Below are 26,322 nucleotides of genomic sequence, written 5' to 3' on the forward strand. Positions count from 1 at the left end.
TTAAATTTACATTACTCGCATACCTGGCTGGGCGCCATCATCGGGGCTTAACACCCAAATATCTTTTCCACCAGGTCCAGCGGCTAACACCATACCTTGAGATTCACCAAAACGCATTTTTCTTGGCGCTAGGTTTGCCACCATAACGGTTAACTTGCCTTCCAAGTCTTCTGGCGCATAAGCAGACTTAATACCTGCAAATACTTGGCGAGTTTCAGTGCCAATATCTAGCTCTAAACGCAGTAGCTTTTCTGCTTTTTCTACGTGCTCGGCTTTAACGATACGAGCTATTCGCAAATCAATTTTTGCAAACTCATCGAAGCTGATTGTGTCGGCAATAGGTTCAATCGCTGTTTCACCTGTAGTGTCTTTAGCTTTTTTCTGTTCCTGGTTTTTGGCTGGTACAGCAGCAACCAAATTATCTTTAGAGGCATCAACCATGGCTTCTACTTTAGCCATATCAATGCGTTGCATTAAGGCTTTGAAGCTTTGAATTTCGTGGCCTACAAGAGTATTACCAATATCAGCCCATTTCAGTTCTACATTTAAGAACTGTTCAACCTTTGCGGTTAATTCTGGTAGTACTGGTTTTAAGTAAGTGATCAGTACCCGGAATAAATGAATCCCCATTGAACATACTTGGTGAGCACGTTCTAGTGTGTCTTCATTTTTTGCAAGCTGCCAAGGTGCTTCTTCTGCAATATATTGGTTGGCTTTGTCGGCTAAGGCCATAATTTCGCGCATAGCTTTACCAAACTCACGTCCTTCGTATAAGGCTGCGATGTTTTGTTCAGCGGCTACAAACTCATTAAGTAAAGCTTGGTTGCTTACATGCGTAGATAAGGTGGCGTTAAAGCGCTTGCTTATAAAACCGGCGGTGCGGCTGGCAATGTTAATAACCTTGCCTACTAAATCTGAGTTAACTCGTTGTGCGAAGTCTTCTAGATTTAAATCTAAGTCATCGATACGATTATTAAGCTTAGCGGCGTAGTAGTAACGCAGGTATTCTGGGTTTAAATGATCTAAATAGGTTCGCGCTTTAATAAAGGTACCGCGAGATTTAGACATTTTTGCACCATTAACGGTGACATAACCGTGGGCATAAACGCTAGTAGGTTTGCGGTAACCAGCACCTTCTAACATGGCGGGCCAAAATAAGCTGTGGAAGTAAATAATATCTTTGCCGATGAAGTGGTAAACCTCGGCGTCTGAATCTTTGTTCCAATAGCTATCAAAATCCAAATCGTCACGTTTATCACATAGGTTTTTAAAGCTGCCCATGTAACCGATAGGTGCATCTAACCAAACGTAAAAGTATTTGTCTTCAGTACCCGGGATCTTGAACCCAAAGTAGGGCGCATCACGGCTAATATCCCACTGCTGTAAACCTTGTTCAAACCACTCATTAAGTTTGTTAGACATCTCCTCTTGGAGTGAGCCAGAGACGGTCCAATCTTTTAGCATGTTTTGAAATTCTGGTAAGTCAAAGAAGTAATGCTCTGAATCTTTAAGAATAGGCTCGGCACCAGAAATAACTGATTTAGGCGATACTAAGTCTGTTGGGCTATAAGTAGCACCACAATTATCACAGTTGTCGCCGTTTTGATCTTCACTACCACATTTAGGGCAAGTGCCTTTTACAAAACGGTCAGGCAAAAACATGTTTTTCTCAGGGTCGAATAACTGAGAAATGGTACGTGTTTTAATATGGCCAGCTTGGTTCAACTTGTTGTAAATATCTTCCGATAGCGTTTGGTTTTCTGGGCTATGAGTTGAGTGGTAGTTATCAAATTCTATATGGAATTCTTTAAAGTCAGCAGTGTGCTCAAGCTGAACTTGATTGATCATTTCTTCCGGGGTGATCCCCATTTGCTGAGCTTTTAGCATGATAGGCGTACCGTGTGCATCGTCGGCACAAACATAGGTACAAGTATTGCCGCGAAGTTTTTGGAAACGAACCCAAATATCGGTTTGAATATATTCCAGTAAATGGCCTAAGTGAATAGGACCATTAGCATAAGGTAAGGCACTGGTTACCAGGATTTTGCGTTGTTCGTTTGTCATGTGATCTACTGTAAGCTCAGTCAATTAACAGGTGATTCAAGGCTGCCAATATTACCCTAAGCGGCAGTTGATGCCTAGTAGCGTAGCGCTTATGAAACAACTATTACGAATTTGCGATTAATTATCTAGCTTCAAGCTATTCCCGTAATGACTAATACTTTGTTAGCACCTATAATTGCGGCAAAAGTACCAGGTTAATTCTATGAAAAATCAAGATCATAATATTGTCGTTATTGGCATTTCTGGGGCATCGGCCTCTGGCAAAAGCCTTTTCTCTCAAACTATCGTAAACGACATTCGTAATGAGTTGGGCGATGATTGTATTGCTGTGATTAACGAAGACAGCTATTACAACGATCAGAGCCAGATTACGCCTGAAGAGCGTAAGCTAACCAACTATGATCATCCCAAATCAATGGACCACGCATTACTGGTTAATCACTTAAAACAGCTCAAACAAGGGCAGGCGATTCAGCAGCCACAATACAGTTATAAAGTGAATAACCGAATGGACGAAACCAAATCGGTTGAACCTACAAAAATCGTGGTTTTAGAAGGGATTCTATTGTTCACAGATCCTGCTATTAGAGAGCAGCTAGACATTAGTATTTTTGTAGATACACCTTTAGATATTTGTTTAGCTCGACGTATTCAGCGCGATGTTAAAGAGCGCGGTCGAACTCTAGATTCAGTGTTGTCTCAATACAACACCACTGTTCGTCCAATGTTTTTGCAGTTTGTCGAGCCGTCTAAGCAGTACGCCGATGTGATTGTGCCAAGAGGTGGAAAAAATCGGATTGCTATTGATATTATTAACGCAAAAATTCGCCATTTATTGGCGTCTTAGCTAACACCAACTCACTAGAATTAAACCAATTAAAATGAAAGCTGGCTAAAAGCGAAGCAAAGCTAGCAGATCTCGATTATCATTTATAGATAAATTGCATATTATTCAACAGCTTTGTTAATAGGGAAAATTATGAAAAAGTTGCTATATGGTGTGGTCATTGTAGTTGCAGCACTGGTTGTAGCCGTAGTTATTGCAGTTTCATTGGTAAATACCGACGATATAAAACAACTATTAGTTGATAAAACGAAACAGGCGACTGGCCGAGAGTTAGTGATCGAGGGTGATTTGGGCTGGCGCTTTTTCCCCAGTATTGGTTTTGAACTGGGTAAGGTGCGTTTATTGGACCACCCAGACTTTGGTGAAGGTGATACATTCAGTATCGAAGGTGCAGAGATGTCTGTTGCCTTAATGCCGTTATTCAGTAAAAGCGTTGAGGTAGGTGACATTTCTCTGCAGGGATTACGTTTACGTCACCAAACTAATGCCGATGGCAGTACCAATTTAGATGATTTAACCCAGTCTGACACTAACGCTGACAAATCTGATCCAGAGCCAAGTAATGAGTCTGATTCGGGGGCTTCTGCGCCAAGCGATTGGAACATAAGCTTGTCTGGTATAAACGTGGTTGATGCCAACGTTGAGCTTATAGATTTAAAACAAAACAAAACGCTGAAACTTGGACCGGTTAACTTTTCTTTAGAAGGTCTAGAGTTAGGTGCAGACAACAAATTCGCACTTTCTTTAATGTTTACTGATGGAGAGATGAGTGTTGAGCAACAAGCAGAAGGCTTACTGTTTATTGCCAATGACTTTAGTGAAGTTGCGCTAAAGGGGGTAAATAACGGCTTATCTTTGCAAGGTGCCGCTATACCCAATGGTGCGATGAATATACAAACCGGCTTTGATTTAGCTTATGTAGTTAACGCAAAAACAGCTGCATTAAGCAATTTGGTGGTGGATATAGATGGTAAAACAAAAATTAATGGTAGCAGTAGCGTTGTATTAAACGAGATACCCTTAGTTAAGTTTGACTTCACTATCCCGCTTTTAGATACCGCCCACTTTGTTGGCTCAAGCAACACTGATACAGCCAAAGAAGAGAGCGAATCACCTACACCAAGTAACAGTGAGCCTGAGCAAGAGCCAGATCTCAGCGCGCTTAAAACGGTTAATCTAGATGGTGTATTAAGAATCACTAAGTTACAGCACGAAAAATTACACATTGAGAATATCAAACAGCATGTGAGCATTAATAAAGGTATTTTGCGTCTTAAAGAGTTAAGTGCTGATTTGTACGGTGGTAAATTGTTGAGTAACGCGGTTGTAAATGCTCAAAAATCGATAGCAAGTTATTCAATGACAGCTACGCTAAGTGGCGTACAAGCAAGACCCTTATTAACCGATGCCGCAGGTTTTGAATACATCGCTGGCGGACTAAATGTCGATTTGGATCTTAAAGGTGTCGGTTTAACTCCTACAGCGGTTAAACAAAAAATATCTGGTCCAGTCAATGCTACATTCACCGATGGCGCTGTTTATGGTGTGAATATTCCGCAAATGATCCGCAGTGCTAAAGCTTCAATAAAGGGCGGAGATAAACAACAAGCTAAGGAAGAGCAGAAAACAGATTTTAGTGAACTGTTAATAAATGCCCAATTAGGTAAATCAGTAGCTACGGTTAAGAAAATGCAAATGTCTTCGCCGCTGTTGAGAATAGATGGCAAAGGTAATACTCACTTAATCAAAGAAAGCCTAGATTTTAGCTTCGTTACTAAAGTTGTCGCGAGCTTAGAAGGGCAAGGTTCTAAAAATGATTTGGCTGGCCTAGATATACCGATTAATGTTAAGGGTTCTTGGTCAGAGCCTAAAATTAACCTTGATATGAAAAAGTTGTTTGAAGGGCAGGCAAAAGAAGCCGTGAACAAAGAACTTAAAAAAGCACTGGGCGATAATGAAGACAGCAAGCAATTGCTCGACAGTCTAGGTGGCTTTTTCAACTAAGCAACAAAGGGCACTTAACGTGCCCTTTTTTATAGGATTGATTGTGGAAAAAATTGCGGGTGTAAAATCTATATTGGTTGTTTGCATGGGAAACATCTGTCGTTCAACCACAGCAGAAGCGGTATTACGGGAAAAACTAAAGCAAAGTAAGCTAAAGATTAAAGTTGACTCAGCAGGTACTACTGGATATCACAAGGGGGATAAACCAGACCCCAGAGCGATTAGAATAGCCGAAGAGAAAGGCTATAAGTTTAAAGGTATTCGTTCACGTAAGGTTGCTGATAAAGATTTTGTTAAGTGTGATTTAATATTGGCGTCAGATAAAAAAAACCTAGCCTACTTAGAAAAGCATTGCCCTGCAGAGCATGCTCATAAACTGGCGCTTTTTCTCCCTGTTGGTGGTGTAGAAAGAGAAGAAATACCCGATCCTTACTATGGCAGTGTACAAGGATTCAAACAGGTTCTTGAAATGATAGAGCAGGCCAGTGACACTATAATTGAGCGCTTAAAAGTTTAGCAACACAAAATATGAATATAAAAAAGGCCAGCATTAAGCTGGCCTTTTTAGTGTCTTATTTACCTATTCGCCTGAAGGGCTCATAGGGCTCATAGGGCTTTGTGCCGAAGTGCTAGAGCTACTATTTTGTGCTCTGCGTGTGCCCACTGTAACAGGCTTACGCACGTATGGTTTTTTAACTTCATCAGTGCTTATTGCTGGAGCACTTACTGGAGCTGGCTTAGCCATTACCGCAGACGCATTACCTTTGCCTTCAACCTTGCTTGGTTTAAGCTTACCGCGATTACTACGCTTAGGTTTTACTTCAGCTTTAACTGCTTCAACCGGTACTTCAGCTTTCACTGTTTCAACAAGTGCTTCAGCTTTCACTGTTTCAACAGGTACTTCAGCTTTCACTGTTTCAACAGGTGCTTCAGCTTTCACTGCTTCAACAGGCGCTTCGGTTTTAACTGCTTCTACCGGAGCTTCGGTTTTAACTACTTCTACCGGAGCTTCAGCTTTCACTGTTTCAACAGGCACTTCGGTTTTAACTGCTTCAACCGGAGCTTCGGTTTTAACTGCTTCAACCGGAGCTTCAGCTTTTACTGTTTCAACAGGTGCTTCGGTTTTAACTGCTTCTACCGGTGCTTCGGTTTTAACTGCTTCAACAGGGGCTTCAGCTTTCACTGTTTCAACAGCCACTTCTGCTTTAACCGCTTCTACAGGTGCTTGCGTCGAATCTGTAGCTGGGTAACGAGAATCTACCGCATCTTCATTCGTCTGGGTGCCAGTTTCAGCTTTAGGCAAATCATTAAAACGTTTGCGTCCGGCGCTGCTTGAAGAACGACGACGACGTTTTGGTTTCGGTGCATCGTTGTTCTCAGTTGAGGCTACAGGTGCCTCAGGTGCAACTGTTTTTGGCTCGACTTTTTCAGGTACTGATTGTTCTACTAATACTGGCTCTTGCACTTTAGGTTGCTCAGCAGTCTTCTCCGCATTAACACGAACTTTCTTACGTAAGTTTCGACGTTCTCTGCGTTCTTTAATTTGCTGTTCTTTAGGTGCTTGCTCTTTTTGAGCTGGCTTATTTTCTTTTACCGTCTCGGTCTTTTCAACCTTATCGCGCGCAGGCTTATTGCGCTGGTCCTTACGACGACGGGTTTTAGCGCCTTCGCTTCGCTCACCGCGCTCGTTACGTTCGTTGCGATCTTTACGTTCAGGGCGCTCTTGTCGCTCCGAATTTTTGCTATTACGCTTGTCGTTGCGTTGGTTGTTACGACGATTGTTGCGCTTGTCACGGTTATTATTGTTTTTGCTTCGAGTGTTCTGCTTAGGAGCAGGCTTTTCCTCGGTAGCAAACATGGCACTAAAGAAAGCAACAATGCGTGCTAACAAAGACGGAGAGGCTGCTGCGGCAGTTTTAACTGGTTTATTAGATTTCGCAGGAGCTGCAGGAGCCGCCGGGGCACTAAAACCTTGCAATACTGGTTGCTCAGCTTCGATTTTCTCTTTTGCTACTTGATTCGGCTGATAAACAGGAGATGGGTTTTCAGTGGTTAGCTGATAACTTGTCTCTTGTGTTTCTTCGCCGCTACGAACACGTGTAACATCGTAGTGAGGTGTTTCCATATGTTGATTAGGAATAATCACCAAACGTACGTTATGACGTTTTTCTAGTTTGTTAATTGCTACTCGTTTTTCGTTAAGCAAGTATGCAGCAACAGGAACCGGTACTTGAGCATGAACTTCCGAGGTGTTTTCTTTAAGTGCTTCTTCTTCGAACAAACGTAAGATAGAAAGTGCTAAAGATTCGTTATCGCGAATTGTCCCTTGACCATCACAACGTGGACAAATATGAGTGCTTGACTCACCTAAAGAAGGGCGTAAACGTTGGCGGGACATCTCTAATAAACCGAAACGAGAAATACGACCCACTTGAACACGCGCTCTGTCTTGACGAACGGCTTCACGGAAACGATTTTCTACTTCTCGTTGGTTCTTAACTGGTGTCATATCGATGAAATCGATAACAACCAAACCGCCCAAGTCACGTAAACGCAACTGGCGAGCAATTTCATCTGAAGCTTCTAAGTTAGTTTGTAGCGCTGTTTCTTCAATATCGCCGCCTTTGGTTGCTCGGGCGGAGTTGATATCGATAGACGTTAGCGCTTCTGTTGGATCAATAACAATTGACCCGCCAGATGGTAAACGTACTTCACGTTGGAAAGCTGATTCAATTTGCGATTCAATCTGGTAATGATTGAACATTGGCACTTCACCTTCGTAACGCTTCACGCGGCTTACAAAGTCAGGGCGTACCAACTCGATGTGTTTTTTAGCTTGGTCGAAGATAGTTTTATTATCTATCAAGATCTCACCAACATCACGACGTAAGTAATCGCGAATAGCACGTACAATAACGTTGCTCTCTTGGTGTATTAGAAAAGGAGCTTGCTTAGAATCAGAAGCGTCAGTAATAGCACCCCAGTGATTAAGCAATACTTTTAGATCCCACTGTAATTCTTCAGCTGATTTACCAACGCCTGCTGTACGAACAATAAGACCCATACCATTTGGTAATTCTAGGCCGTTCATTGCTTCTTTTAGTTGGGTGCGCTCGTCACCTTCGATACGACGAGAAATTCCGCCTGCACGAGGGTTGTTTGGCATCAATACTAAGTAGCTTCCAGCTAAACTGATAAAGGTAGTTAAAGCCGCGCCTTTGTTGCCTCGTTCTTCTTTGTCGATCTGAACGATAACTTCTTGGCCTTCTTTTACTACTTCTTTAATGCTTGGGCGTCCTTGATAGACGTAGCCTTCTGGGAAGTATTCACGTGCGATTTCTTTCATCGGAAGGAAACCGTGACGCTCTGCGCCGTAGTCTACGAATGCAGCTTCTAAACTTGGTTCTACGCGGGTGATTTTACCTTTGTAAATGTTAGCTTTTTTCTGTTCGTGACCAGGACTTTCTATGTCTAGATCGTATAGCCTTTGGCCATCGACCAATGCAACGCGCATCTCTTCAAGCTGCATCGCATTTATTAACATTCTTTTCATTTATGTTGCCTTGGGGTTTGTTTGATTAAAACAACCTCATGGACAGCAATTAACCTGCCTTAAATGGCCAGACCCTGTGTTTGATGTCAGAGTGTTCAGGTAACCTCTCGGTTAGCTACTCTAGTCCTTAGGGCGCATTTTGGCGCTTCTATAAATAATGAGTCCCGCAAGCTGAGCTTGCCGAACTTAACAATATATTCTATATAGCTTTGATTTAAGGCAAATAATTGTGATTGCCTATCAGGTTGCTATGAAAATTCTTACTATCAAGAGCGTCAAAATATACAAAATAGTACGCTCTAAAGTCGGTGCCAAATAAGGAAAACCTTTAAAAACGGGCACTTTAAGCCTTACAAATATAGCAAAGCTATATTTTTCCATCAAATTATTTATGAGCATGTTACAATTTTTGCTATGAATACCGAAAATAAAGCAGTTCAGATGGTCACTGTTAGTGACGACGAGGCTGGACAAAGAATAGATAACTTCCTATTAAAACGGCTGAAAGGGGTACCTAAAAGTCGTATTTATCGCATTTTACGCAAAGGGGAGGTTAGGGTTAACAAAAAGAGGGTTAAACCCGAATACAAAGTAGTGGGTAGTGACATTGTGCGCATCCCACCGATTCGTGTTGCCGAAGAAACGGGTTTACCTTCTAATAAACTGAATCAGGTGGTGCAGTTAGAGCAGCACATTGTATATGAAGATGATTGTTTGTTGGTTATTAACAAACCCTCGGGCATGGCCGTTCATGGCGGAAGTGGCCTCAGCTTTGGGGTTATCGAAGCATTACGCTCACTACGCCAAGATTGCCGTTACTTAGAATTAGTGCATCGGATTGACCGAGATACCTCGGGTTTGTTGGTGGTGGCTAAAAAACGCAGCGCGTTACGTGAAATGCATAGGCAACTTAGAGAAAAGGTGGTGCAGAAAGATTACCTCACCTTAGTTCACGGGCAGTGGCCTAAATCTACAAAAACGGTAGATGCGCCTTTACGCAAAAACGCAGTGGCGTCTGGTGAACGAATAGTGATCGTTGATCACCAAGAAGGTAAAGCTTCGCTAACACGTTACCGAATAGAGCGTCGCTTTGCTGATATGACTCTAATGAAAGCTAGCCCCGTAACCGGCCGAACCCATCAAATCCGGGTTCACAGCCAATATGAAGGGCATAGCATAGCTGGTGATGATAAATACACGAGTAGAGAGTTGCTCAGTGAGGCAGCATCTCAAGGTTTAAATCGTTTGTTCTTACATGCATGGCAAATACGCTTTACTCATCCTGCTACAGAAAAAGAAATGCACTTAACCGCACCTTTAGAGTCAAGCTTAAAAAGCTATTTAGATAAGCTAACGCCTTTATAGTAGTTAACAGATTAAGGAGAAAGTACCTCCTTAATCTGTTAATCAAGCAGCTTTACGCCTTGTTGCTCTAATAATGCACATAACTTTATTAGCGGCAGTCCGACTAAACTATTTGGGTCATCACCTCTTAAATGTTTAAACAGTACAATGCCAGAACCTTCGCTTTTAAAGCTTCCTGCGCAATTATAAGGTTGCTCAGCTTTTAGGTAGCGCTCTATGAGTTCTGGACTAAGGTCTCGAAAACCTACGTCAAAAGTATCTACTAAACTACTCATCTGCTGGGTAGTACTGTTATATAGCGCTAAGCCCGTGTAAAAGGTAATAACTTGGCCGCTGGCTTGGCTTAGTTGATTTACCGCACTTTTGTGGTCGCCAGGCTTACCTACAATGTTACCGTTAATACAACATACTTGATCGGAGCCTATAATAAGGTGCTCTGGGAAAGTTTGTTTTCCTGCGAGTGCTTTATGCTCTGCTAAACGCAATACTAATTGCCTAGCAGTTTCATTTGATTGAGGTGTTTCGTCTATATCTGGATTGAAAGTGTTAAACTCAGAAATAATTTTTTGTAACAGTTGTTTTCTAAAAGGTGAGCTTGAAGCCAAAACTAGGCGATTTTTCATCGTTTTTTAACCAAAATGAGCGGTCTGGTGATTTTAAACGCAAACTATAGTGATAGCGACGCTTAAAGGCATGAAAAAAGCAGAAATTGTTTTGACTATCACTGAGTGTAACTATAATATGCGCGCCTTATGCAAAAAGTGAAATTACCAGTAGAGATTGACCCGTTTAAGACGGCCAAGCGAAAGTTAGATTATCAAGGTTCACTTGAAATCAAACGATTGCCTCGTCTTAGCGATGCAACCTTGAAAGTGAATAGTGATGTAGACGTCTGGTTACGCTTTGGAACTGACCCGCAAGGGTTGGTTGTCGTTCAAGGCAAAGCGTTAACTGAGGTGGAGTTGGAATGCCAACGTTGTGGTGAAGCTTTTAGCTATGCTATTGATGTTGAGTTTACCTACTCGCCAGTCTGCGATGAATCGCAAGTGGAAGAGTTACCTGAAGATTACGAACCACTGCAATTAGATGAAGACAACTACTTTTTAGTCGCTGATTTAATTGAGGACGAGCTGTTACTGGCGTTACCAATTATACCTAAGCATTCTTTAGAAGACTGTTTAGTAAAGCAAGACGAACAAGTATTTGGAAAAATCGACATTGTAGAGGAAGAATCTAAACCGAATCCGTTTGCAGTGTTACAAAGTTTAAAAAAGAAAGACTAGGAGACTGGGTCAATGGCTGTTCAGAAAAGTAAAGTTACACGTTCAAGACGTGGCATGCGTCGTTCACATGACGCAATTGAAAACAATGTTGCATTAACAACTGACGCAACTTCAGGCGAGCTTCACCGCCGTCACCATGTTACTGCTGACGGTTACTACCGCGGTAACAAGGTAATTAACAAGTAAATTTTTGCATTTTGCAAAAACTTACAATTGCAGTTGATGCAATGGGGGGCGATGTTGGCCCCCATGTTACAGTGCCTGCCGTTGCGCAGGCACTTAACTATTACCCTCATCTAAATGTTACCTTAATCGGTGACAAGCATTTTATTAATTCCCTATTGATTGAGCATAAGCTCGCTCAGCATCCCCGCTTAGAATTTATTCACACTACTCAAGTTGTTACTGCTAACGATAAACCACTAACTGCTTTACGTTCTCGCCGTCAGTCTTCAATGCGTTTAGCCTTAGATTTGGTGCACCAGAATCAAGCCGACGCTTGCGTAAGCGCGGGTAATACAGGCGCGCTTATGGCCATGGCAAAAGTTGTATTAAAACTGCTGCCAGGTATCGAGCGACCAGCTTTAATTAGCCATTTGCCAGAACAAAATGGACGGGGTAGTTTACTGCTTGATCTCGGTGCTAATTCTAGCTGTGACTCTGAAGTGTTGATGCAGTTCGCAGTAATGGGGGCATCATTAGCCGAAAGCGTGTGGGGCTTAAAGTACCCTCGTGTAGCCTTACTCAACATTGGTGAGGAACAAATCAAAGGTAATGATGTCGTAAAACAGACTGCGCAACTTCTTGAAAACTCTAACGCAATTAATTACATTGGCTTTGTTGAGGGTAATCAAATATTTAGCGGCAAAGCTGACGTAATAGTTTGTGATGGATTTGTAGGCAATATCGCACTAAAAACCGCCGAAGGTGTTTCTCAGCTAATATTGGCTAAATTAAAGAAGCAGTTTGACGTAAACTGGTTTGCTCGTTTTATATTGACTTTGTTTTTACCAAGCTTAAAAACACAGCTAAAACAATTGAACCCCGACCAGTATAATGGCGCGAGTCTGTTAGGATTGCGCGGAATTGTCATCAAGAGCCATGGTCATGCCGATGAAACGGCATTTTTGCAAGCTATTCACCAAGCGGTTGCCGAAATACAGCAACAAGTGCCAAGCCGTATTACCGACAAACTAGAATCTTTATTAATGGATAAGCATTAAGTCATTTATGTACTCAAAAATATTATCTACAGGTAGTTATCTGCCAAGTAATGTAAGAACTAACTCAGATCTTGAGCAAATGGTAGAAACCAGTGACCAGTGGATCACTGATCGAACCGGCATTAAAGAACGTCGTATCGCTGCTAGTGATGAAACGGTCGCTGATATGGGCGCATACGCTGCAGAGTTAGCAATAGAACGAGCGGGTATAGATAAAAACGACATAGGCTTAATTATTCTTGCGACTACTTCTAGCGAAAATGCTTTTCCCGCAGCCGCGTGTGAAGTACAAGCTAAGTTAGAGCTACCTGGCGTGCCAGCCTTTGATATAGCCGCCGCGTGTGCAGGTTTCACCTATGCCTTAAGTGTTGCCGACCAATACATTAAAAGTGGTTTAGTTAAAACTGCGCTAGTGATTGGTGCCGATAGGTTATCGCAGATGTGTGATCCTGAAGATCGCTCTACCATTATTTTGTTTGGAGACGGTGCCGGTTGTGTATTGTTAGGTGCGAGTGAAGAGCCTGGTATTTTATCTACCCATATCCACGCCGATGGTCGATATGGTGATCTATTAAAACTCCCTCATCCTCAGCGTGGTATGTCTGGCACTGAGATGGAGTCTTACATGAGCATGAGCGGCAATGAAGTATTCAAAGTGGCGGTTACTCGTTTAAGCGAAATTGTGACCGAAACCTTAGCCGCTAACAATATTGAGAAAACAGAATTAGATTGGTTGGTTCCTCACCAAGCAAACTTCAGAATTATTAAAGCTACAGCCAAAAAGCTAGCCATGCCGCTTGAAAAAGTGGTACTGACTTTAGATCGACATGGTAATACTTCAGCCGCATCTGTTCCTATTGCTTTAGACGAAGCAGTGAGTGACGGACGCATTCAACGTGGCCAGTTAGTATTACTAGAAGCTTTTGGTGGTGGTTTTGCGTGGGGCAGTGCCCTAGTCAGATTTTAATTATTAGGATAGATGATGAGTAAATTAGCATTTGTTTTTCCCGGTCAAGGTTCACAAAGCGTAGGTATGCTGGCTGAATTAGCCGGAGAATATGCAGTAGTTGCCGACACCTTTAAACAGGCTTCAGACGTATTAGGTTACGACTTGGCAGGACTTATTGCCAATGGCCCCGCAGAAGATTTAAACGATACGAGCCGCACTCAACCTGCATTATTAGCTGCCTCTGTAGCGCTATGGCGTTTGTGGAATGAAAAGGGTGGCCAACAACCCGCTATATTAGCAGGGCATAGCCTAGGTGAGTACTCTGCCTTAACGTGTGCAGGCGTGCTTGATTTTGCTGACGCGCTAAAACTGGTTGAATATCGCGGACAACTGATGCAACAAGCTGTACCAGCAGGTATCGGCGCTATGTCTGCAATTATCGGTTTAGGTAACCAAGAGATTATTGACGCTTGTGAAAAAGCGGCTGAAGACCAAGTTGTAACAGCAGTTAACTTTAACTCACCTGGTCAGGTTGTTATTGCTGGCCACAAAGAAGCCGTAGAGCGCGCGAACGTGTTGTGTAAAGAAGCTGGCGCAAAACGTGCACTTCCTTTGCCTGTTAGTGTTCCATCTCACTGTGCATTAATGCAACCGGCAGCAGATGAGTTAGCTGGTTATATTGAAGGCGTTACGTTCTCTACACCTCAGTTTGATGTGATTAACAACGTAGACGTTGCGATTGAGAAAGACGCTAAAGCAATTAAACTTGCGCTAATTAAGCAACTATATAGCCCAGTGCGCTGGACAGAAACGGTAGAAGCAATGGCAGCCAAAGGCATTGACTCGGTTTATGAGTGTGGTCCTGGAAAAGTACTCAGTGGCTTAGTAAAACGTATTCATAAACCTATGGCAGCTGCGGCAATTAACGATTTAACGTCAATTAAATCAGCTTTAGATAACAAGTAACGAGGATTTATTAATGACCTTACAAGGTAAAGTTGCACTAGTCACTGGCGCAAGTCGAGGCATTGGTCGTGCGACTGCAGAAACGTTAGTAGCAAAAGGCGCTACAGTTATTGGTACAGCTACATCTGAGAAGGGTGCTCAAGCAATTGCTGATTACCTAGGTGAAAACGGTACTGGTTTAGCGTTGGACGTAACCTCTAGCGATTCGATTCAACAATTGTTTGCGGCTATCAAAGCTCAATACGGGGATATCGATATCCTAGTAAACAATGCCGGTATTACTCGCGATAACTTGTTGATGCGCATGAAAGATGACGAGTGGGAAGATATTATTAATACTAACCTAACGTCTATTTTCCGTTTGAGTAAAGCGGTACTTCGCTCAATGATGAAAAAGCGAAACGGCCGAATTATCAGTATTGGCTCAGTGGTGGGCACCATGGGCAATGCAGGCCAAGCGAATTACGCTGCAGCTAAAGCTGGAGTACTTGGTTTTACGCGTTCTTTAGCACGTGAAGTGGCTTCTCGCGGAATCACAGTAAATGCGATTGCCCCAGGATTTATTGAAACAGATATGACTCGAGCACTTGACGATAATCAACGTGGTGCTATCTTGTCGCAAGTGCCTATGGCACGTTTAGGTGATGCTCAAGAAATCGCCAAAACGGTTGCCTTTTTAGCCAGCGAAGATGCTGCTTATATAACAGGTGAAACTATTCACGTTAATGGTGGAATGTACATGGTTTAAGCAGTGGCTTAAAAAATGTGCAAAAAATTGATAGATCGCAAGTTTTTTACAAAAATAACTACGAAAAACGTGGTTAGACCACTACGGTTAGGCTTGCAAAGTAATTCGGTTTGAATACACTATCGCAACAACGCAGAAGCGTATTTACTAAGGAAAAATATTGTCATGAGTGCAATTGAAGAACGTGTTAAAAAAATCATCATCGAGCAACTTGGTGTAAGCGAAGACGAAGTTAAAAACGAAGCTTCTTTCGTAGATGACCTAGGCGCTGATTCTTTAGATACAGTAGAATTGGTTATGGCTTTAGAGGAAGAATTCGATACTGAAATTCCTGATGAAGAAGCTGAAAAAATCACTACTGTACAAGCTGCAATTGATTACGTTCTAAATAATCAAGATTAGTAAAAAAGTGGGCGACGTCAGTCGCCCGTTTTGAATCCCCCTAAGATAAGTAAATCCCCCCTGGAGGCATTTCAGTGACTAAGCGTAGAGTCGTTGTTACTGGTATTGGTGCTTTATCACCAGTAGGTAATACCGCTGAATTAACTTGGCAAGCTATTAAGGCTGGTCAAAGTGGTATTGGCCCAATCGAACACTTTGATGTAGAAGCATTCCCAACCCGCTTTGCCGGTTTAGTGAAAGACTTCAATGTTGAAGAGTTCATGACTAAAAAAGACGCCCGTAAAATGGACGCGTTTATTCAATACGGTATTGCAGCAGGGCTTATGGCCTTTGACGACGCAGGTATTGAAGTAACTGATTCAAATGCTCACGGCATTGGGGTTTCAATTGGCTCTGGCATTGGTGGCCTAGGTTTAATTGAACAAAATCATGAAAATTATTTAAAGAATGGACCACGTAAAATTAGTCCGTTTTTTGTTCCTTCAACCATTATCAACATGGTGTCAGGACATTTATCGATAATGAAAGGCCTAAAGGGCCCTAATATCGCTGTTACTACCGCATGTACTACAGGTGCCCACGCTATTGGCTTAGCGGCGCGCATGATCGCTTATGGCGACGCTGAAGTGATGTTAGCCGGTGGTGCAGAAAAAGCGTCTACCCATTTAGGCATGGGCGGCTTTGGTGCTGCTAAAGCCTTATCTACTCGCAACGACGACCCAACAAAAGCAAGTCGTCCTTGGGATAAAGACCGTGATGGTTTTGTACTAGGCGACGGTGCTGGTGTAGTCGTGCTTGAAGAATACGAAGCCGCTAAAGCACGTGGTGCTAAAATCTACGCAGAGCTTGTTGGCTTTGGCATGAGTGGCGATGCATATCATATGACTTCACCTCCAGCCGACGGTGATGGTGCAGCGCGTTCTATGGCTGCAGCCATTAAAGACGCCGGCATTGATGCTTCTGTGATTGATTATATCAATGCGCACGGTACGTCGACACCTGCTGGTGACGTTGCTGAAACTCAAGCGGTGAAAAATGTTTTTGGTGATCATGCTAAAGATGTATTGGTTAGCTCAACTAAATCGATGACCGGACATCTATTAGGTGCTGCGGGCGCTGTTGAGGCAATTATTTCAGTACTCGCTATTCGTGATCAAATCGCGCCGCCTACCATTAACTTGGAAAACCCAAGTGAAGGTTGTGACTTAGATTATGTTGTTGGCAGCGCTCGAAACGCAAAAATTGATTACGCCTTATCTAACTCGTTTGGTTTTGGCGGAACAAATGGCTCGTTAGTATTTAAGAAAATTGACGCATAATCTTTTTTCTACGCTACAGCTATTCAAAGCCTGATGTTATCATCGGGCTTTTTTATGTTTAGGGATATCGCTTTTGCAGGGCTCTGAGTTATCTGTGCTTGATCGCGGATTTAATTATGGCGATGGATTCTTCACGACAATGCTGGTGAGGAAGGGTGAAGTAGAACTATGGGACTATCACCAGCAGCGTTTGTTAAATGCTCAGCGAGTCTTAAAGTTTCCAGAAATAGACTTAGAGAGCCTACTTGACCAGGTAAAGCTAAAGGTCTCTGGCCGTCAAATCTGCGTGGCTAAAATAGTTGTTAGTCGTGGCCAAGGTGGGCGAGGGTACGCTCCTCCTAAAGTGGCTACGCCAACCATTTTAATTAACACTGCTGATTATCCCAAGGCTTATATTGATCTGCAAAAAAACGGACTCAGAGTAGGCTCTGCTACTCAGCGCTTATCTTATGGTTGCCTTTATTCCTCGGTTAAAACTCTAAATCGTTTAGAGCAAGTTATGCTAAAGATTGAAGCTGACGAACGTGGCCTTGATGATTTGGTTTGCTTAGATATAAATGATCACGTTGTTGAGGGGGTGGCTTCTAACTTGTTTTGGGTAAAGGGAAATCACATTTATACGAGTGATCTTGGCGGGGCCGGTGTTGCAGGTGTGCAGCGTCAGTTTCTTCTGAATAGCATTCAGCATTCGCCTTATCAACTTAAGCTCGGTACTTTTTCATTATCCGATTTGTTAGGTGCAGATGAAATTTTTATGAGTAACTCAATTATCCAGTTTGCTCCAGTTAAACAGTTTGATGAACGTAAGTTTAATCAGTTTCCCGTTTGTCGATGGTTTCAAGATTTGGTGAATCATGTTTCGTAAATTAGTTGTTATTGTTCTACTTTTTTCTCTAGCAGGCTTTGCGGCTTACACATGGTTTGATGACTATCTGAATACTCAGTGGCAGGAAGCACGAGACACTCAATTAGAACAAATTGAAGTGAGCTCTGGCGATAATTTTTATCGCGTTGCTCAAAACGTATTTCTAGATGCAGAGCAAGATAATTGGTGGCTAAGAGTGTGGTTTAAACTTCACCCTCAGCATAGCCAAATTAAAACTGGTCATTACCAACTACCGCCTGAACTTAGCTATGCACAGCTTACGGACATATTAGCAAGCGGTAAGGTTGTGCAGTTAAAAGTAAGCTTGATTGAAGGTGAAACGTATACTCAGTTTTGGCAAAAGCTTAACCAAACCAAAGGTATTAAAGCGAGCAGCAAAACGGAACAAGAGCTGTTAACTTGGCTTGGTAGTGAATTTACCAAGCTAGAAGGTTTATTGCTGCCAGAAACCTATTTTTTTGTTCATGGCACTCCTGCAGAAAACATTATTAAACGTTCTTTTGTAGCGCAAGAAAAAGTAATTGCAGAGCAGTGGGACAAACGTAATAAAAAAGTGCCGCTTAAATCACCATACGAAGCCTTGATTTTGGCCTCAATTATTGAAAAAGAAACGGGAGCCAAGTTTGAGCGGCCGCGCATTGCGTCGGTGTTTGTTAATCGCTTAAACAAAGGTATGCGTTTGCAAACTGATCCTACGGTTATTTACGGAATGGGCGAGCGTTATGATGGCAATATACGGCGTAAAGACTTGCGAGAAGCCACGGCCTACAATACTTACGTGATTCGCGCTTTACCTCCAACGCCAATCGCGATGGCTAGCGAAGATGCTATTATTGCCGCCCTTAATCCTGAAAAATCGAACTATTACTATTTTGTAGCCAAAGGTGGCGGTGAGCATTACTTCTCTAAGAATCTTGCAGAACACAACCGAGCGGTTAGAAAATACATATTAAAGAAGTAACAACATGACTATTGGTAAATTTATTGTAATAGAAGGGCTAGAAGGCGCAGGTAAAAGTACTGCGGTTGCCGCTATTCAGGCATTATTAAGCAAACGAAAAATTCCATTTATTAATACTCGGGAGCCTGGCGGCACGCCAATAGCTGAAGCATTACGAGATATCGTGAAGCAGGGCGTCGGCGAAGAACAAGTTTGTGATAGCACCGAGTTATTATTAATGTATGCTGCTCGAGCACAATTAGTTGAAACTCGCATTAAACCTGCTTTAGCAAGTGGTAAGTGGGTTATTGGAGATCGACACGATCTTAGCTCACAAGCCTACCAAGGCGGTGGCCGCCAATTGGGTGTTGAAAAACTTGCTGCCATCAAGCAGATCGCCATTGGCGATTTTGAACCCGATCTCACTCTTTATTTAGACATAGAACCAAGCCTTGGTTTAAGTCGAGCTCGCCACCGTGGTGAACTAGATAGAATTGAACAACAAGCCTTGAGCTTTTTTGAGCGTAGTCGAGCTGTATATCTAGAGCAGACGGAGAGCAAATCCAATATCGTTAAAATAGATGCTAGCCAAAATATTGAGCAAGTCGCTAGCGACATCTCTCAGCATCTTAAAGATTATCTAGCCGGTTTATAAGCGAGAATTACGATGAGTTTGCCGTGGTTAGGAAAAGCCTGGAAGCAATTATCAGCCCAATTAAGTGCAGATACTTTCCCGCAAAGTTTACTACTACGGGGAGAAAAGGGTTTAGGTAAGCTGCAGTTAGCTCAGTTTGTGGCCAAAACAATTCTCTGCTCCGAACAACAACACCAAGCCTGCAATCAATGCCACAGTTGTAAATTGGTTGATGCTGGCGCTCATGGAAGTTTGTTTTTACTTAATCAAGACAAACCTAAAGTTGATGATATTCGTGCGCTAAGCCTGTGGGCTAATAAAACCAGTAGTATTGGTAAAAATAAAGTCGCGATCATACAAGATATTGCTTTGCTGAATATGGCATCCAATAACGCCTTGCTAAAAACCTTAGAAGAACCGGTTGCAGACACTCGTTTTATTCTAGTTAATCATCTACCGTTCAAAGCGATGCCAACCATTCTTAGTCGCTGTCAGTTGTTAACCATCACAACGCCTGAACAAGACTTGGTGAAGCACTGGTTAAGTAAACAGAAAGTAAGGTTAGATGATAACTTCGCGTTAATATACCGATTTTGTAACGGTTCCCCGCTAACCATTGCCGAGTTTTATCGAGACCAAACCTACACCGAACTAGAACAGTTTTTATTGCAGTTCAAACAAATGGTTGAAGCAAAACCTAACAAATTGGCCGAGCTGATTCAGAAAGATAGCAATAAGTTACTTTGGCTAGGTCAAAGTTTGGCCTTAAGTTTTAGCATTGCCAAAGGTTTAGATTCGCCAGCAGTTTTTCCACAACTTGCACTAAATTCTAGTTTAACAAGCACGCTAGGGCGGGCTTACCGAGACTGGTTATCGCTAAACAAACAATTAGAACAATTTCCCGGACTTAACGTGGGCCAACAGCTCTACCCGTTGTTTGCCGAATTTAAGGATTAACAATACGTGTTAGTAGATTCACATTGTCATTTAGACCGACTTGATTATAAAGACAAACATCAAAACGTGGCTGAGGCCCTAGCAAAAGCAAAAAATGTAGGGGTAGATTATTGCCTTGCCGTTGCTATTTCACCAGACAAGTTTCCCAGTATGATGGACAAAGTAGGGGAGTTTGATAATGTATTTGCATCTTGCGGCATGCACCCTCTTTATGTTCAAGACCAAGCTTTTGACTTGGAGCTGATGGAATCATACTTGAGCCACCCTAAGGTTGTTGCAGTGGGTGAAACTGGTTTAGATTATTTCTACGCTAAAGAACACAAAGATCTACAGCATGAGGTGTTTACTCAACACATTAAGCTGGCGGTTAAACACCAAAAACCCCTAATTATCCATACTCGTGACGCGCGAGAAGATACGCTTAACTTATTGAAACAACATAATGCAGAGCGCTGTAAAGGGGTATTGCATTGTTTTACCGAAAGCTTAGAGATGGCGGAAGCAGCGATAGAGATGGGCTTTTACATATCGGCTTCCGGTATTATTAGTTTTAATTCGGCGAAAGAGCTACAAAATACCTTCAAACAGTTGCCGTTAGATCGAATTTTGGTTGAAACAGACAGTCCCTATCTAGCACCGGTTCCGCATCGTGGTGATGAAAACCAACCCGCTTATACATTAGATGTGGCGAAATGTTTGGCGAAGATTAAAGGGGTAAGCTTAGAAGAAGTAGCAGAGCAAACCACGAAAAACTTCTTCGATTTGTTCAGCTTGGCTAAGCCTTAAAAAAACGGCTCCACTCTAGTCCTTGAGCGGAGCGTAGGGGAATGGCTCTGTGTAGAGCCTTGCGCTAATAGTTTGCTAAGTGTAGTTGCAAATACTGTATTTGCAAGTTCACGCTAGCCCCTTGTCTTTAACCAATTCACGTGGGTAAGAGTTTTTAATTTTGTTTCTAATCCACTTACCTAATCCTATTACCTGGCCTTGATAGCTTAGTGCTACTTCACCTTTATTCGAGTTTGGATAGGCAATATCTTTCCCTTGATAAAACTCATGGGCTTGTTGACCATTTAACTCAATGAGGTTGTTGCTGATGTTTGCACCTAGAGCTGTTATTGCATCGTGGCTTGTTCTAAAGCCGTGTTTAAACTCTTCGGCTAATTTTACTCCTACTCGCTCAAAACGCATCTCATCTTTAACTAACAAAAAGCTGTTAGGTAATAACCAGAAGTCGCTGCCTTTAATAAATACCGAATAATCAGTTGGCAGTGTAAGGCCAAACGATTGTGAAAAGTGCAGTTGTATGGCGCTCGTTTGCTTTGCGCTTGCCGCTTTATAAGCAAAGGGCTTAATCCGCTTTTTAATCACTTCAGTAGGCATTGATTGGTCTGACTTACGTAAAGCAGCAACAAAGAATCCTTCGCTGTTAAAGCGTTGTGGCCAAACGTGCAAATACCCTTCAGGGGTTATCGCTTTTTGGCAATCAGGAAAAAGCTGGCTCAGACTGATTGGTTCAAAGCTATTCGGGTATTGAAGATTAACCTTATCAATCACTTGTTGGTTTTCTTGTTGGTTAAGAGTACAGGTTGAATAGATGACGGTTCCACCTGGTTTTAGTGCATGTAGTGCACTGCCCAATAGCTCACCTTGTAATGCAGCAATACTCTCGACATGCTGTTCACTCCAGTTATCCAAAGCTTGTGGGTCTTTTCTTAAAGTGCCTTCACCAGAGCATGGCGCATCAAGTAAAATGGCATCAAATTTCTCTGGCATCCAAGTGCCAAATACCTCAGCACTAAAGTGGGTGATAGCTGCATTTGTTACTCCACAGCGAAGTAAATTGGCGCTTAACACTTTTACTCTACTCGCGGAGAACTCATTGGCGACAATAGCGCCTTGCCCCTTAAGCTTGGCGGCCATTTGAGTGGTTTTGGACCCGGGCGCTGCGGCTGCGTCTAACAACAGACTATCGTTGTTAGCATCAAAGCAATGAAATAGGGCGCTTACCGGTAACATGGAGCTAGCTTCTTGGATGTAAAACAGTCCAGCCATATGTTCAGCTGTGTTACCTAAAGAGACGTTCTCGTTTTCACGTTCAATCCAAAAGCCTTCTTCGCACCAGGGGATGGGTTCTAGTTGCCAGCCATTATTCTTAGCTAACTGAGTAAACTGCTGCACATCGGTTTTTAAGGTATTAACCCTAATACTTTTGCGCATTGGTTGCTGGCAAATCGCTTTAAAGCTAGCCAAACTCAGGTCGCTGGGAAGGTCTTTTTCAATGCGCTCTATGAATTTGGCTGGGAAGTTAATTGGTTTAGTCAAAACGAATAGGTCTAAGGTTGAATAGAAGGGCTCCATTGTAGCCATTTTTCGTCGTATGTGGACTGTAATTGATATTTATCGTTATCATTTGCTGATTCGGCCAACGGCGTTGTTTCTGGAGTCGCGAAGGCAATACCCCCAGTTAACAGGGTTTCCATTGAATCAAGACGAATATCTGCCCCGCCTAATCCAAGTTTTACATCCACTCCTGAGGCATTCCAAAATACACTATTAGCCCTAACTAAATGGCGATAATTTGAGTCAATATTGAGTCGCGCTAGAATTTTTGAGCCATCCAGTTCTAATTTCGCTTTATCAACAGTGCCCACTTTATACTGTTTATATAATACCGGGCTGCCTATTTTGAGAGAGCCAAAATGGCTTGAGCTTAACCACACATGTAGTGAACCCTTGTCGGTATTAGGCACCTCTTTTAACAGCTTAAATGTTTGAAGCGGTTTCCCTTTACCAGGCAATGCGTTAATAAAATCGCCTTTGACCAAAGTATCCAAATTTTTCACTTCAGATAAGCTAATCGATGCACTTTCTTGCCAATACAAGCTGCCACTGCGTGCGAAGTTGCGATAATAAGGGAAATCTAGCTCAGCACTTGCCGTTAATGTGCTTAAGTCTTCACTAAATCTCAGTTGGGTGATTTTACCAATCTGCTGGCCTTGGTATTTAATTGGCATGTTGTTGTATATGCCGTGGCTATCTTGAGTAGATAGGGCGATATTTAAGTGCCGTTTAGTCGCCAATTGTTTTGATTTATAAATAGTGCGCTGGGTTTCTTTAGCCAATTCGTCGAATTGGTCAAAGCTTATACCGCCTAACACGAGTGATTTTAATGACTCACTATTTACCGTTAATCCTTCTAAACTGGCTTTAATTTCTAGGCCAGAGGCATGCCAAAAACGCGTGTTATCAGTGACTAGGTAACGGTAATTACCGTAGATTTCTAGCTCAACTTCTATTTTCCCATCTTTAAGTAGCTGATAAGAATCTACTTTACCCACCGGTACACGTCGATATAGTACTGGTGCCCCTTCAGCTAAAGAACCTAAATAGTCAGTGTTTACCGTAAGCTTAAGCGGAGCCAGCGCTTTTTCTTTAGAAAGCAAAGCGGCTTGTTTGTTGTGATGCAATCGGAACGTTTTACTGGTGCTAGACTTTTTGGACTGCCCAGGTAACAAAATAATAGGAGACTGTATAAATCCGCTTAAACCACTGCTTTCTACAGTGATGCCATTCAAGTCTGCTTCTACTGCTAATGGACTTTGGTTATAGAAACGAGAATTAATGGTGAGTAGGCTTGCGAATTCTGGTGCGATATATGTCGATAACTCAAAACTTCGGTTTTTTAGGGTTAGCGCAAGAACTTTACCTATGGTTAGTCCATTGTAGACAATAGGGCTACCTGAGCTCACACCTTTAACGTTATCAGTAGTCAGCGTGAAGGCTTTACTGCCCTGTGGTGGCTTAGGGGCTAAAGATAGCTCAAATTGTGTAGCAAGCTCTCCTTGGTCGGCAATAACTTCTATCTGCTTAGCGCCGACTAAGGCCCCTATATTTTTAACGCCATTTAAGCCAATTTCGGGTTTGATAAGAACAAGTTGAGTAGAGCTATTAAACAAATCTTCGTATTTGGGCTCAACCAAGGCTTTAGCAGTAAACTGGTCATGACTGCCGTTGTTTATAATTTCGCTAATAAAACCAATGTTAGCGCCTCGATAAATTAGTTTACTCCTACCTGCCACCAATCCATTTTGCTGTTGCATACTAATTTGAATCGGTTTGCCGCGGTGAGAATCCTTTAAGTTATCGTAGAGGGTAAAGCTTTGCCCTTTTGTGGCAATGGCAGATTGAAGAGGACTGTCAAAACTTACACCACCAGAAATAACACTGGCTAAGCTCTCGCTGCTTATCTGCATTCCGTCTAGGGAAATATCTGCCTCAAAGCCACTCACATTCCAAAAGCGCGTATTTATTTTCACTAAATGAGCGAACTGAGGCCTTATTTGAATATCAAATTCTACTTTGTGTTCGTCTGTAAGTTGGTAACGTTGAACCTCACCAACTTTAATCTTTTTAAAGTAAATCGCGGAGCCGATATTTAGAGAGCCTAAATCGTCAGCGCTTAGTCGCACGTTCAGACCTTTACCTCTAATGATGTTTGGCGGTTCCGAGAGGGCAACAAAACTGTCGTCATATTTCCCTGTGCCAGGGTTTAGTTCTATGTAGTTGCCAGATACTAAGGCATCTAAACCACTAATTTCTGTAATTGAGGCCTTCGGTGTCACTAACCAAAATTGGCTGTCAGCTTTTAAAAGTTGTTCGGCTTCTCTTTTAACTTCTGCTTTTACTATTACCCCTTCCAATTTAGGGGCTAATGCGACTGACTTAACTACGCCGATATCTAAACCCTGATAGAACAACTGTGTTTGCCCTGCAGTAATACCTTTGGCACTTTCGAACACAATGTCAATTTTTACACCGGCTTCCGACCATGCTTTAAATAGTAGCCATGCTCCTAGCACTATCGCTAAAATAGGCAGCAACCAAATAGGGGAGATTACGCGTTCTTTTTTAATCTCTGGAGCGCTAGCGTTGTTCAAGTTGTTTATCCCATATAATTCTTGTGTCGAATGACTTAGCAGCAAATAGTGTTAACAACACAACTGCACCAAACGCAGTAGCGCCGGGCCCGGCTTCTACTCCAACTAAATTGTTACGTTCGAAAACCGCAATCATAATTGACAGTACAAACAGATCAAGCATCGACCATTTGCCGATAATGTCAATTATCCTATAAATAACAATACGTTGTCGATTATCTAAATTCATCTTGAATTGCAAGCTGAGCATAATCACGATTAAGCCAACAAGTTTCATAACTGGAACAACAATACTGGCTACAAAAACGACGATGGCAATGCCTACCATGTCGTCTTTTATTAAACTAATTACACCAGACATTATTGTTTCGTATTGAGGCGCTCCGCGGGTACTTAGCACGGTAATAGGCATTAGATTGGCGGGGAAAAGGCCTACTGTAGCAGCGATAACAAATGCCCAACACTTTTGCAGGCTGTTTGGGGTTCTGGTATGCACTCGCATATGACAGCGTTGGCAATGAGTTTGCTCTTCGGACATAGAAAGTTTGCAGTGTCTACAGAGCTTTAAACCCATTTGCTTAGCGGATGTGTACATAGCGCTCCCAGTACTCTGCTGGTTCTATTCGTTGAATTAAACGAGTAGATAACAATAGCGTAATACATATACACCAGAGGCCATAACCTAAATCAATATCTGCATATTCAACCAGTTTTACTAGGGCGACTAAAAAGCTGACGATATAAACCTCAATCATGCTCCAGTGAATCAAATCATCTTGAAAATGCAACGCAGTGGCAAGACCTGGCGCTTTCCAGCCCTTGCTTAACGACAACGATGTGTAACAAATAAGGCTAAAAAGCATTATTGGTGCAATGAAACTGGCGATAACAACAGCAAAACCTACTAGGTAATAGCCGTGCTCCAACAGCAATACTGTGCCACGAAGAATGTTAGCTGAGCTGGGTATTCCCAAGAATGTAAAGCTTAATAAAGGGTAAGTATTAGCAAGAGACACCATAATTAAGCAGGTAACGGCGAGTGCAAATTGGCTAGAAAATCGGGCTCTGTTACCTCGCGCTAAGGTATGCTTACAGCGTGGGCAAATAAGAACTTTACCGGCTCTGCAATGGGCGTGCGTATCCACTAAAAGATCACAACTTGGGCAAATGGATAGCTTTGATAACTCAGAAGATTTCATAATCTACATATTAGCCAAGTCGAGCCAACTATGCTGTAAAAATTTG

General features: G+C 42.4%; 24 protein-coding genes. 17 read left to right on the forward strand and 7 right to left on the reverse strand.

The window, feature by feature from the left end; translation table 11 throughout:
- Window positions 1-6 precede the first annotated feature (6 nt).
- Window positions 7-2,064 carry a methionine--tRNA ligase gene (gene metG / locus Q4592_RS01350; RefSeq protein ID WP_303508790.1) on the reverse strand — a complete coding sequence of 686 codons (2,058 nt, stop codon included), beginning with the start codon at window positions 2,062-2,064 and terminating at the stop codon, window positions 7-9.
- 202 nt (window positions 2,065-2,266) lie between these two features.
- On the opposite strand from metG, the gene udk reads away from it, so the two are divergent.
- The 3 genes from udk (at window position 2,267) to Q4592_RS01365 (ending at window position 5,432) form a co-directional block, all read left to right on the forward strand.
- Window positions 2,267-2,911: a uridine kinase gene (gene udk / locus Q4592_RS01355; protein WP_303508792.1), complete on the forward strand. Its 645-nt coding sequence runs from the start codon at window positions 2,267-2,269 to the stop codon at window positions 2,909-2,911.
- Window positions 2,912-3,043: 132 nt separating this feature from the next.
- Window positions 3,044-4,915: an AsmA family protein gene (locus Q4592_RS01360; RefSeq protein WP_303508794.1), complete on the forward strand. Its 1,872-nt coding sequence runs from the start codon at window positions 3,044-3,046 to the stop codon at window positions 4,913-4,915.
- Window positions 4,916-4,958: 43 nt separating this feature from the next.
- Entirely contained in the window at window positions 4,959-5,432 is a 474-nt protein-coding gene (locus tag Q4592_RS01365) for a low molecular weight protein-tyrosine-phosphatase (RefSeq protein WP_137672888.1), read from the forward strand.
- A 63-nt stretch (window positions 5,433-5,495) separates the two neighbouring features.
- On the opposite strand, the gene rne is transcribed toward Q4592_RS01365, so the two are convergent.
- On the reverse strand, window positions 5,496-8,468 hold the full coding sequence (gene rne / locus Q4592_RS01370; RefSeq protein WP_303508798.1) for a ribonuclease E: 2,973 nt from the start codon (window positions 8,466-8,468) through the stop codon (window positions 5,496-5,498).
- 414 nt (window positions 8,469-8,882) lie between these two features.
- Between rne and rluC the strand changes: the two genes are divergently transcribed.
- Window positions 8,883-9,833 (forward strand): 23S rRNA pseudouridine(955/2504/2580) synthase RluC, encoded by a 951-nt coding sequence (gene rluC, locus Q4592_RS01375; RefSeq protein ID WP_303508801.1) that lies wholly within the window; start codon window positions 8,883-8,885, stop codon window positions 9,831-9,833.
- A 38-nt stretch (window positions 9,834-9,871) separates the two neighbouring features.
- Here rluC and Q4592_RS01380 read toward each other — a convergent pair whose 3' ends face one another.
- On the reverse strand, window positions 9,872-10,456 hold the full coding sequence (locus Q4592_RS01380; RefSeq protein WP_303508803.1) for a nucleoside triphosphate pyrophosphatase: 585 nt from the start codon (window positions 10,454-10,456) through the stop codon (window positions 9,872-9,874).
- Window positions 10,457-10,585: 129 nt separating this feature from the next.
- Here Q4592_RS01380 and yceD point away from each other — a divergent pair, with 129 nt between their 5' ends.
- The 13 genes from yceD to Q4592_RS01445 all read left to right on the forward strand — a co-directional run bounded on the left by yceD (window position 10,586) and on the right by Q4592_RS01445 (window position 20,926).
- Window positions 10,586-11,116 carry a 23S rRNA accumulation protein YceD gene (gene yceD, locus Q4592_RS01385; protein WP_137673298.1) on the forward strand — a complete coding sequence of 177 codons (531 nt, stop codon included), beginning with the start codon at window positions 10,586-10,588 and terminating at the stop codon, window positions 11,114-11,116.
- A gap of 12 nt (window positions 11,117-11,128) precedes the next feature.
- Window positions 11,129-11,302 (forward strand): 50S ribosomal protein L32, encoded by a 174-nt coding sequence (gene rpmF, locus Q4592_RS01390; RefSeq protein ID WP_016403344.1) that lies wholly within the window; start codon window positions 11,129-11,131, stop codon window positions 11,300-11,302.
- Window positions 11,303-11,313: 11 nt separating this feature from the next.
- A complete protein-coding gene (gene plsX / locus Q4592_RS01395) occupies window positions 11,314-12,339 on the forward strand; it encodes a phosphate acyltransferase PlsX (protein WP_303508816.1) in 1,026 nt (341 codons plus the stop codon).
- A gap of 7 nt (window positions 12,340-12,346) precedes the next feature.
- On the forward strand, window positions 12,347-13,306 hold the full coding sequence (locus Q4592_RS01400; RefSeq protein WP_303508819.1) for a beta-ketoacyl-ACP synthase III: 960 nt from the start codon (window positions 12,347-12,349) through the stop codon (window positions 13,304-13,306).
- 15 nt (window positions 13,307-13,321) lie between these two features.
- Window positions 13,322-14,254 (forward strand): ACP S-malonyltransferase, encoded by a 933-nt coding sequence (gene fabD, locus Q4592_RS01405; RefSeq protein WP_303508821.1) that lies wholly within the window; start codon window positions 13,322-13,324, stop codon window positions 14,252-14,254.
- Window positions 14,255-14,267: 13 nt separating this feature from the next.
- The gene (fabG, locus tag Q4592_RS01410) at window positions 14,268-15,002 is read left to right on the forward strand and encodes a 3-oxoacyl-ACP reductase FabG (RefSeq protein ID WP_137673295.1); all 735 of its coding nucleotides are present in this window, start codon (window positions 14,268-14,270) and stop codon (window positions 15,000-15,002) included.
- Between the two features lie 165 nt (window positions 15,003-15,167).
- A complete protein-coding gene (gene acpP / locus Q4592_RS01415) occupies window positions 15,168-15,404 on the forward strand; it encodes an acyl carrier protein (protein ID WP_016403339.1) in 237 nt (78 codons plus the stop codon).
- Between the two features lie 74 nt (window positions 15,405-15,478).
- Window positions 15,479-16,723: a beta-ketoacyl-ACP synthase II gene (gene fabF / locus Q4592_RS01420; protein WP_137673294.1), complete on the forward strand. Its 1,245-nt coding sequence runs from the start codon at window positions 15,479-15,481 to the stop codon at window positions 16,721-16,723.
- Window positions 16,724-16,796: 73 nt separating this feature from the next.
- The gene (gene pabC / locus Q4592_RS01425; RefSeq protein ID WP_303508830.1) at window positions 16,797-17,588 is read left to right on the forward strand and encodes an aminodeoxychorismate lyase; all 792 of its coding nucleotides are present in this window, start codon (window positions 16,797-16,799) and stop codon (window positions 17,586-17,588) included.
- On the forward strand, window positions 17,578-18,570 hold the full coding sequence (gene mltG / locus Q4592_RS01430) for an endolytic transglycosylase MltG (protein ID WP_137673292.1): 993 nt from the start codon (window positions 17,578-17,580) through the stop codon (window positions 18,568-18,570). Before pabC ends, mltG begins: the two co-directional genes overlap by 11 nt.
- 4 nt (window positions 18,571-18,574) lie before the next feature.
- Entirely contained in the window at window positions 18,575-19,204 is a 630-nt protein-coding gene (tmk, locus tag Q4592_RS01435; protein ID WP_303508832.1) for a dTMP kinase, read from the forward strand.
- Between the two features lie 12 nt (window positions 19,205-19,216).
- Complete coding sequence (locus Q4592_RS01440; protein ID WP_303508837.1) at window positions 19,217-20,140, forward strand: hypothetical protein; 924 nt, start codon at window positions 19,217-19,219, stop codon at window positions 20,138-20,140.
- A 6-nt stretch (window positions 20,141-20,146) separates the two neighbouring features.
- Window positions 20,147-20,926, forward strand: coding sequence for a TatD family hydrolase (locus Q4592_RS01445; RefSeq protein ID WP_303508840.1), 780 nt, complete (start codon window positions 20,147-20,149; stop codon window positions 20,924-20,926).
- 108 nt (window positions 20,927-21,034) lie between these two features.
- Here Q4592_RS01445 and rsmF read toward each other — a convergent pair whose 3' ends face one another.
- Genes rsmF through Q4592_RS01465 form a run of 4 tightly spaced genes read right to left on the reverse strand, consistent with a single transcriptional unit; the run spans window position 21,035 to window position 26,222 of the window.
- Complete coding sequence (gene rsmF / locus Q4592_RS01450; RefSeq protein ID WP_303508842.1) at window positions 21,035-22,507, reverse strand: 16S rRNA (cytosine(1407)-C(5))-methyltransferase RsmF; 1,473 nt, start codon at window positions 22,505-22,507, stop codon at window positions 21,035-21,037.
- Window positions 22,474-25,077: a PqiB family protein gene (locus tag Q4592_RS01455; protein ID WP_303508845.1), complete on the reverse strand. Its 2,604-nt coding sequence runs from the start codon at window positions 25,075-25,077 to the stop codon at window positions 22,474-22,476. The genes rsmF and Q4592_RS01455 overlap by 34 nt, the downstream gene beginning before the upstream one ends.
- Window positions 25,064-25,672: a paraquat-inducible protein A gene (locus Q4592_RS01460; protein WP_303508847.1), complete on the reverse strand. Its 609-nt coding sequence runs from the start codon at window positions 25,670-25,672 to the stop codon at window positions 25,064-25,066. Before Q4592_RS01460 ends, Q4592_RS01455 begins: the two co-directional genes overlap by 14 nt.
- Window positions 25,656-26,222 carry a paraquat-inducible protein A gene (locus Q4592_RS01465; protein WP_303508849.1) on the reverse strand — a complete coding sequence of 189 codons (567 nt, stop codon included), beginning with the start codon at window positions 26,220-26,222 and terminating at the stop codon, window positions 25,656-25,658. The genes Q4592_RS01460 and Q4592_RS01465 overlap by 17 nt, the downstream gene beginning before the upstream one ends.
- Window positions 26,223-26,322 lie beyond the last annotated feature (100 nt).

Origin of the sequence: Agarivorans sp. 1_MG-2023, from assembly GCF_030548385.1 — a bacterium.
Classification (GTDB): Bacteria; Pseudomonadota; Gammaproteobacteria; order Enterobacterales; family Celerinatantimonadaceae; genus Agarivorans.

Excerpts from the sequence above, each read along its gene's own strand:
- metG (WP_303508790.1), bottom strand. The coding sequence starts at position 2,064 with ATGACAAACGAACAACGCAAAATCCTGGTAACCAGTGCCTTACCTTAT.
- udk (WP_303508792.1), top strand. The coding sequence starts at position 2,267 with ATGAAAAATCAAGATCATAATATTGTCGTTATTGGCATTTCTGGGGCA.
- Q4592_RS01360 (WP_303508794.1), top strand. The coding sequence starts at position 3,044 with ATGAAAAAGTTGCTATATGGTGTGGTCATTGTAGTTGCAGCACTGGTT.
- rne (WP_303508798.1), bottom strand. The coding sequence starts at position 8,468 with ATGAAAAGAATGTTAATAAATGCGATGCAGCTTGAAGAGATGCGCGTT.
- rluC (WP_303508801.1), top strand. The coding sequence starts at position 8,883 with ATGAATACCGAAAATAAAGCAGTTCAGATGGTCACTGTTAGTGACGAC.
- Q4592_RS01380 (WP_303508803.1), bottom strand. The coding sequence starts at position 10,456 with ATGAAAAATCGCCTAGTTTTGGCTTCAAGCTCACCTTTTAGAAAACAA.
- yceD (WP_137673298.1), top strand. The coding sequence starts at position 10,586 with ATGCAAAAAGTGAAATTACCAGTAGAGATTGACCCGTTTAAGACGGCC.
- rpmF (WP_016403344.1), top strand. The coding sequence starts at position 11,129 with ATGGCTGTTCAGAAAAGTAAAGTTACACGTTCAAGACGTGGCATGCGT.
- Q4592_RS01400 (WP_303508819.1), top strand. The coding sequence starts at position 12,347 with ATGTACTCAAAAATATTATCTACAGGTAGTTATCTGCCAAGTAATGTA.
- fabD (WP_303508821.1), top strand. The coding sequence starts at position 13,322 with ATGAGTAAATTAGCATTTGTTTTTCCCGGTCAAGGTTCACAAAGCGTA.
- fabG (WP_137673295.1), top strand. The coding sequence starts at position 14,268 with ATGACCTTACAAGGTAAAGTTGCACTAGTCACTGGCGCAAGTCGAGGC.
- acpP (WP_016403339.1), top strand. The coding sequence starts at position 15,168 with ATGAGTGCAATTGAAGAACGTGTTAAAAAAATCATCATCGAGCAACTT.
- mltG (WP_137673292.1), top strand. The coding sequence starts at position 17,578 with ATGTTTCGTAAATTAGTTGTTATTGTTCTACTTTTTTCTCTAGCAGGC.
- tmk (WP_303508832.1), top strand. The coding sequence starts at position 18,575 with ATGACTATTGGTAAATTTATTGTAATAGAAGGGCTAGAAGGCGCAGGT.
- Q4592_RS01440 (WP_303508837.1), top strand. The coding sequence starts at position 19,217 with ATGAGTTTGCCGTGGTTAGGAAAAGCCTGGAAGCAATTATCAGCCCAA.
- rsmF (WP_303508842.1), bottom strand. The coding sequence starts at position 22,507 with ATGGCTACAATGGAGCCCTTCTATTCAACCTTAGACCTATTCGTTTTG.
- Q4592_RS01460 (WP_303508847.1), bottom strand. The coding sequence starts at position 25,672 with ATGTACACATCCGCTAAGCAAATGGGTTTAAAGCTCTGTAGACACTGC.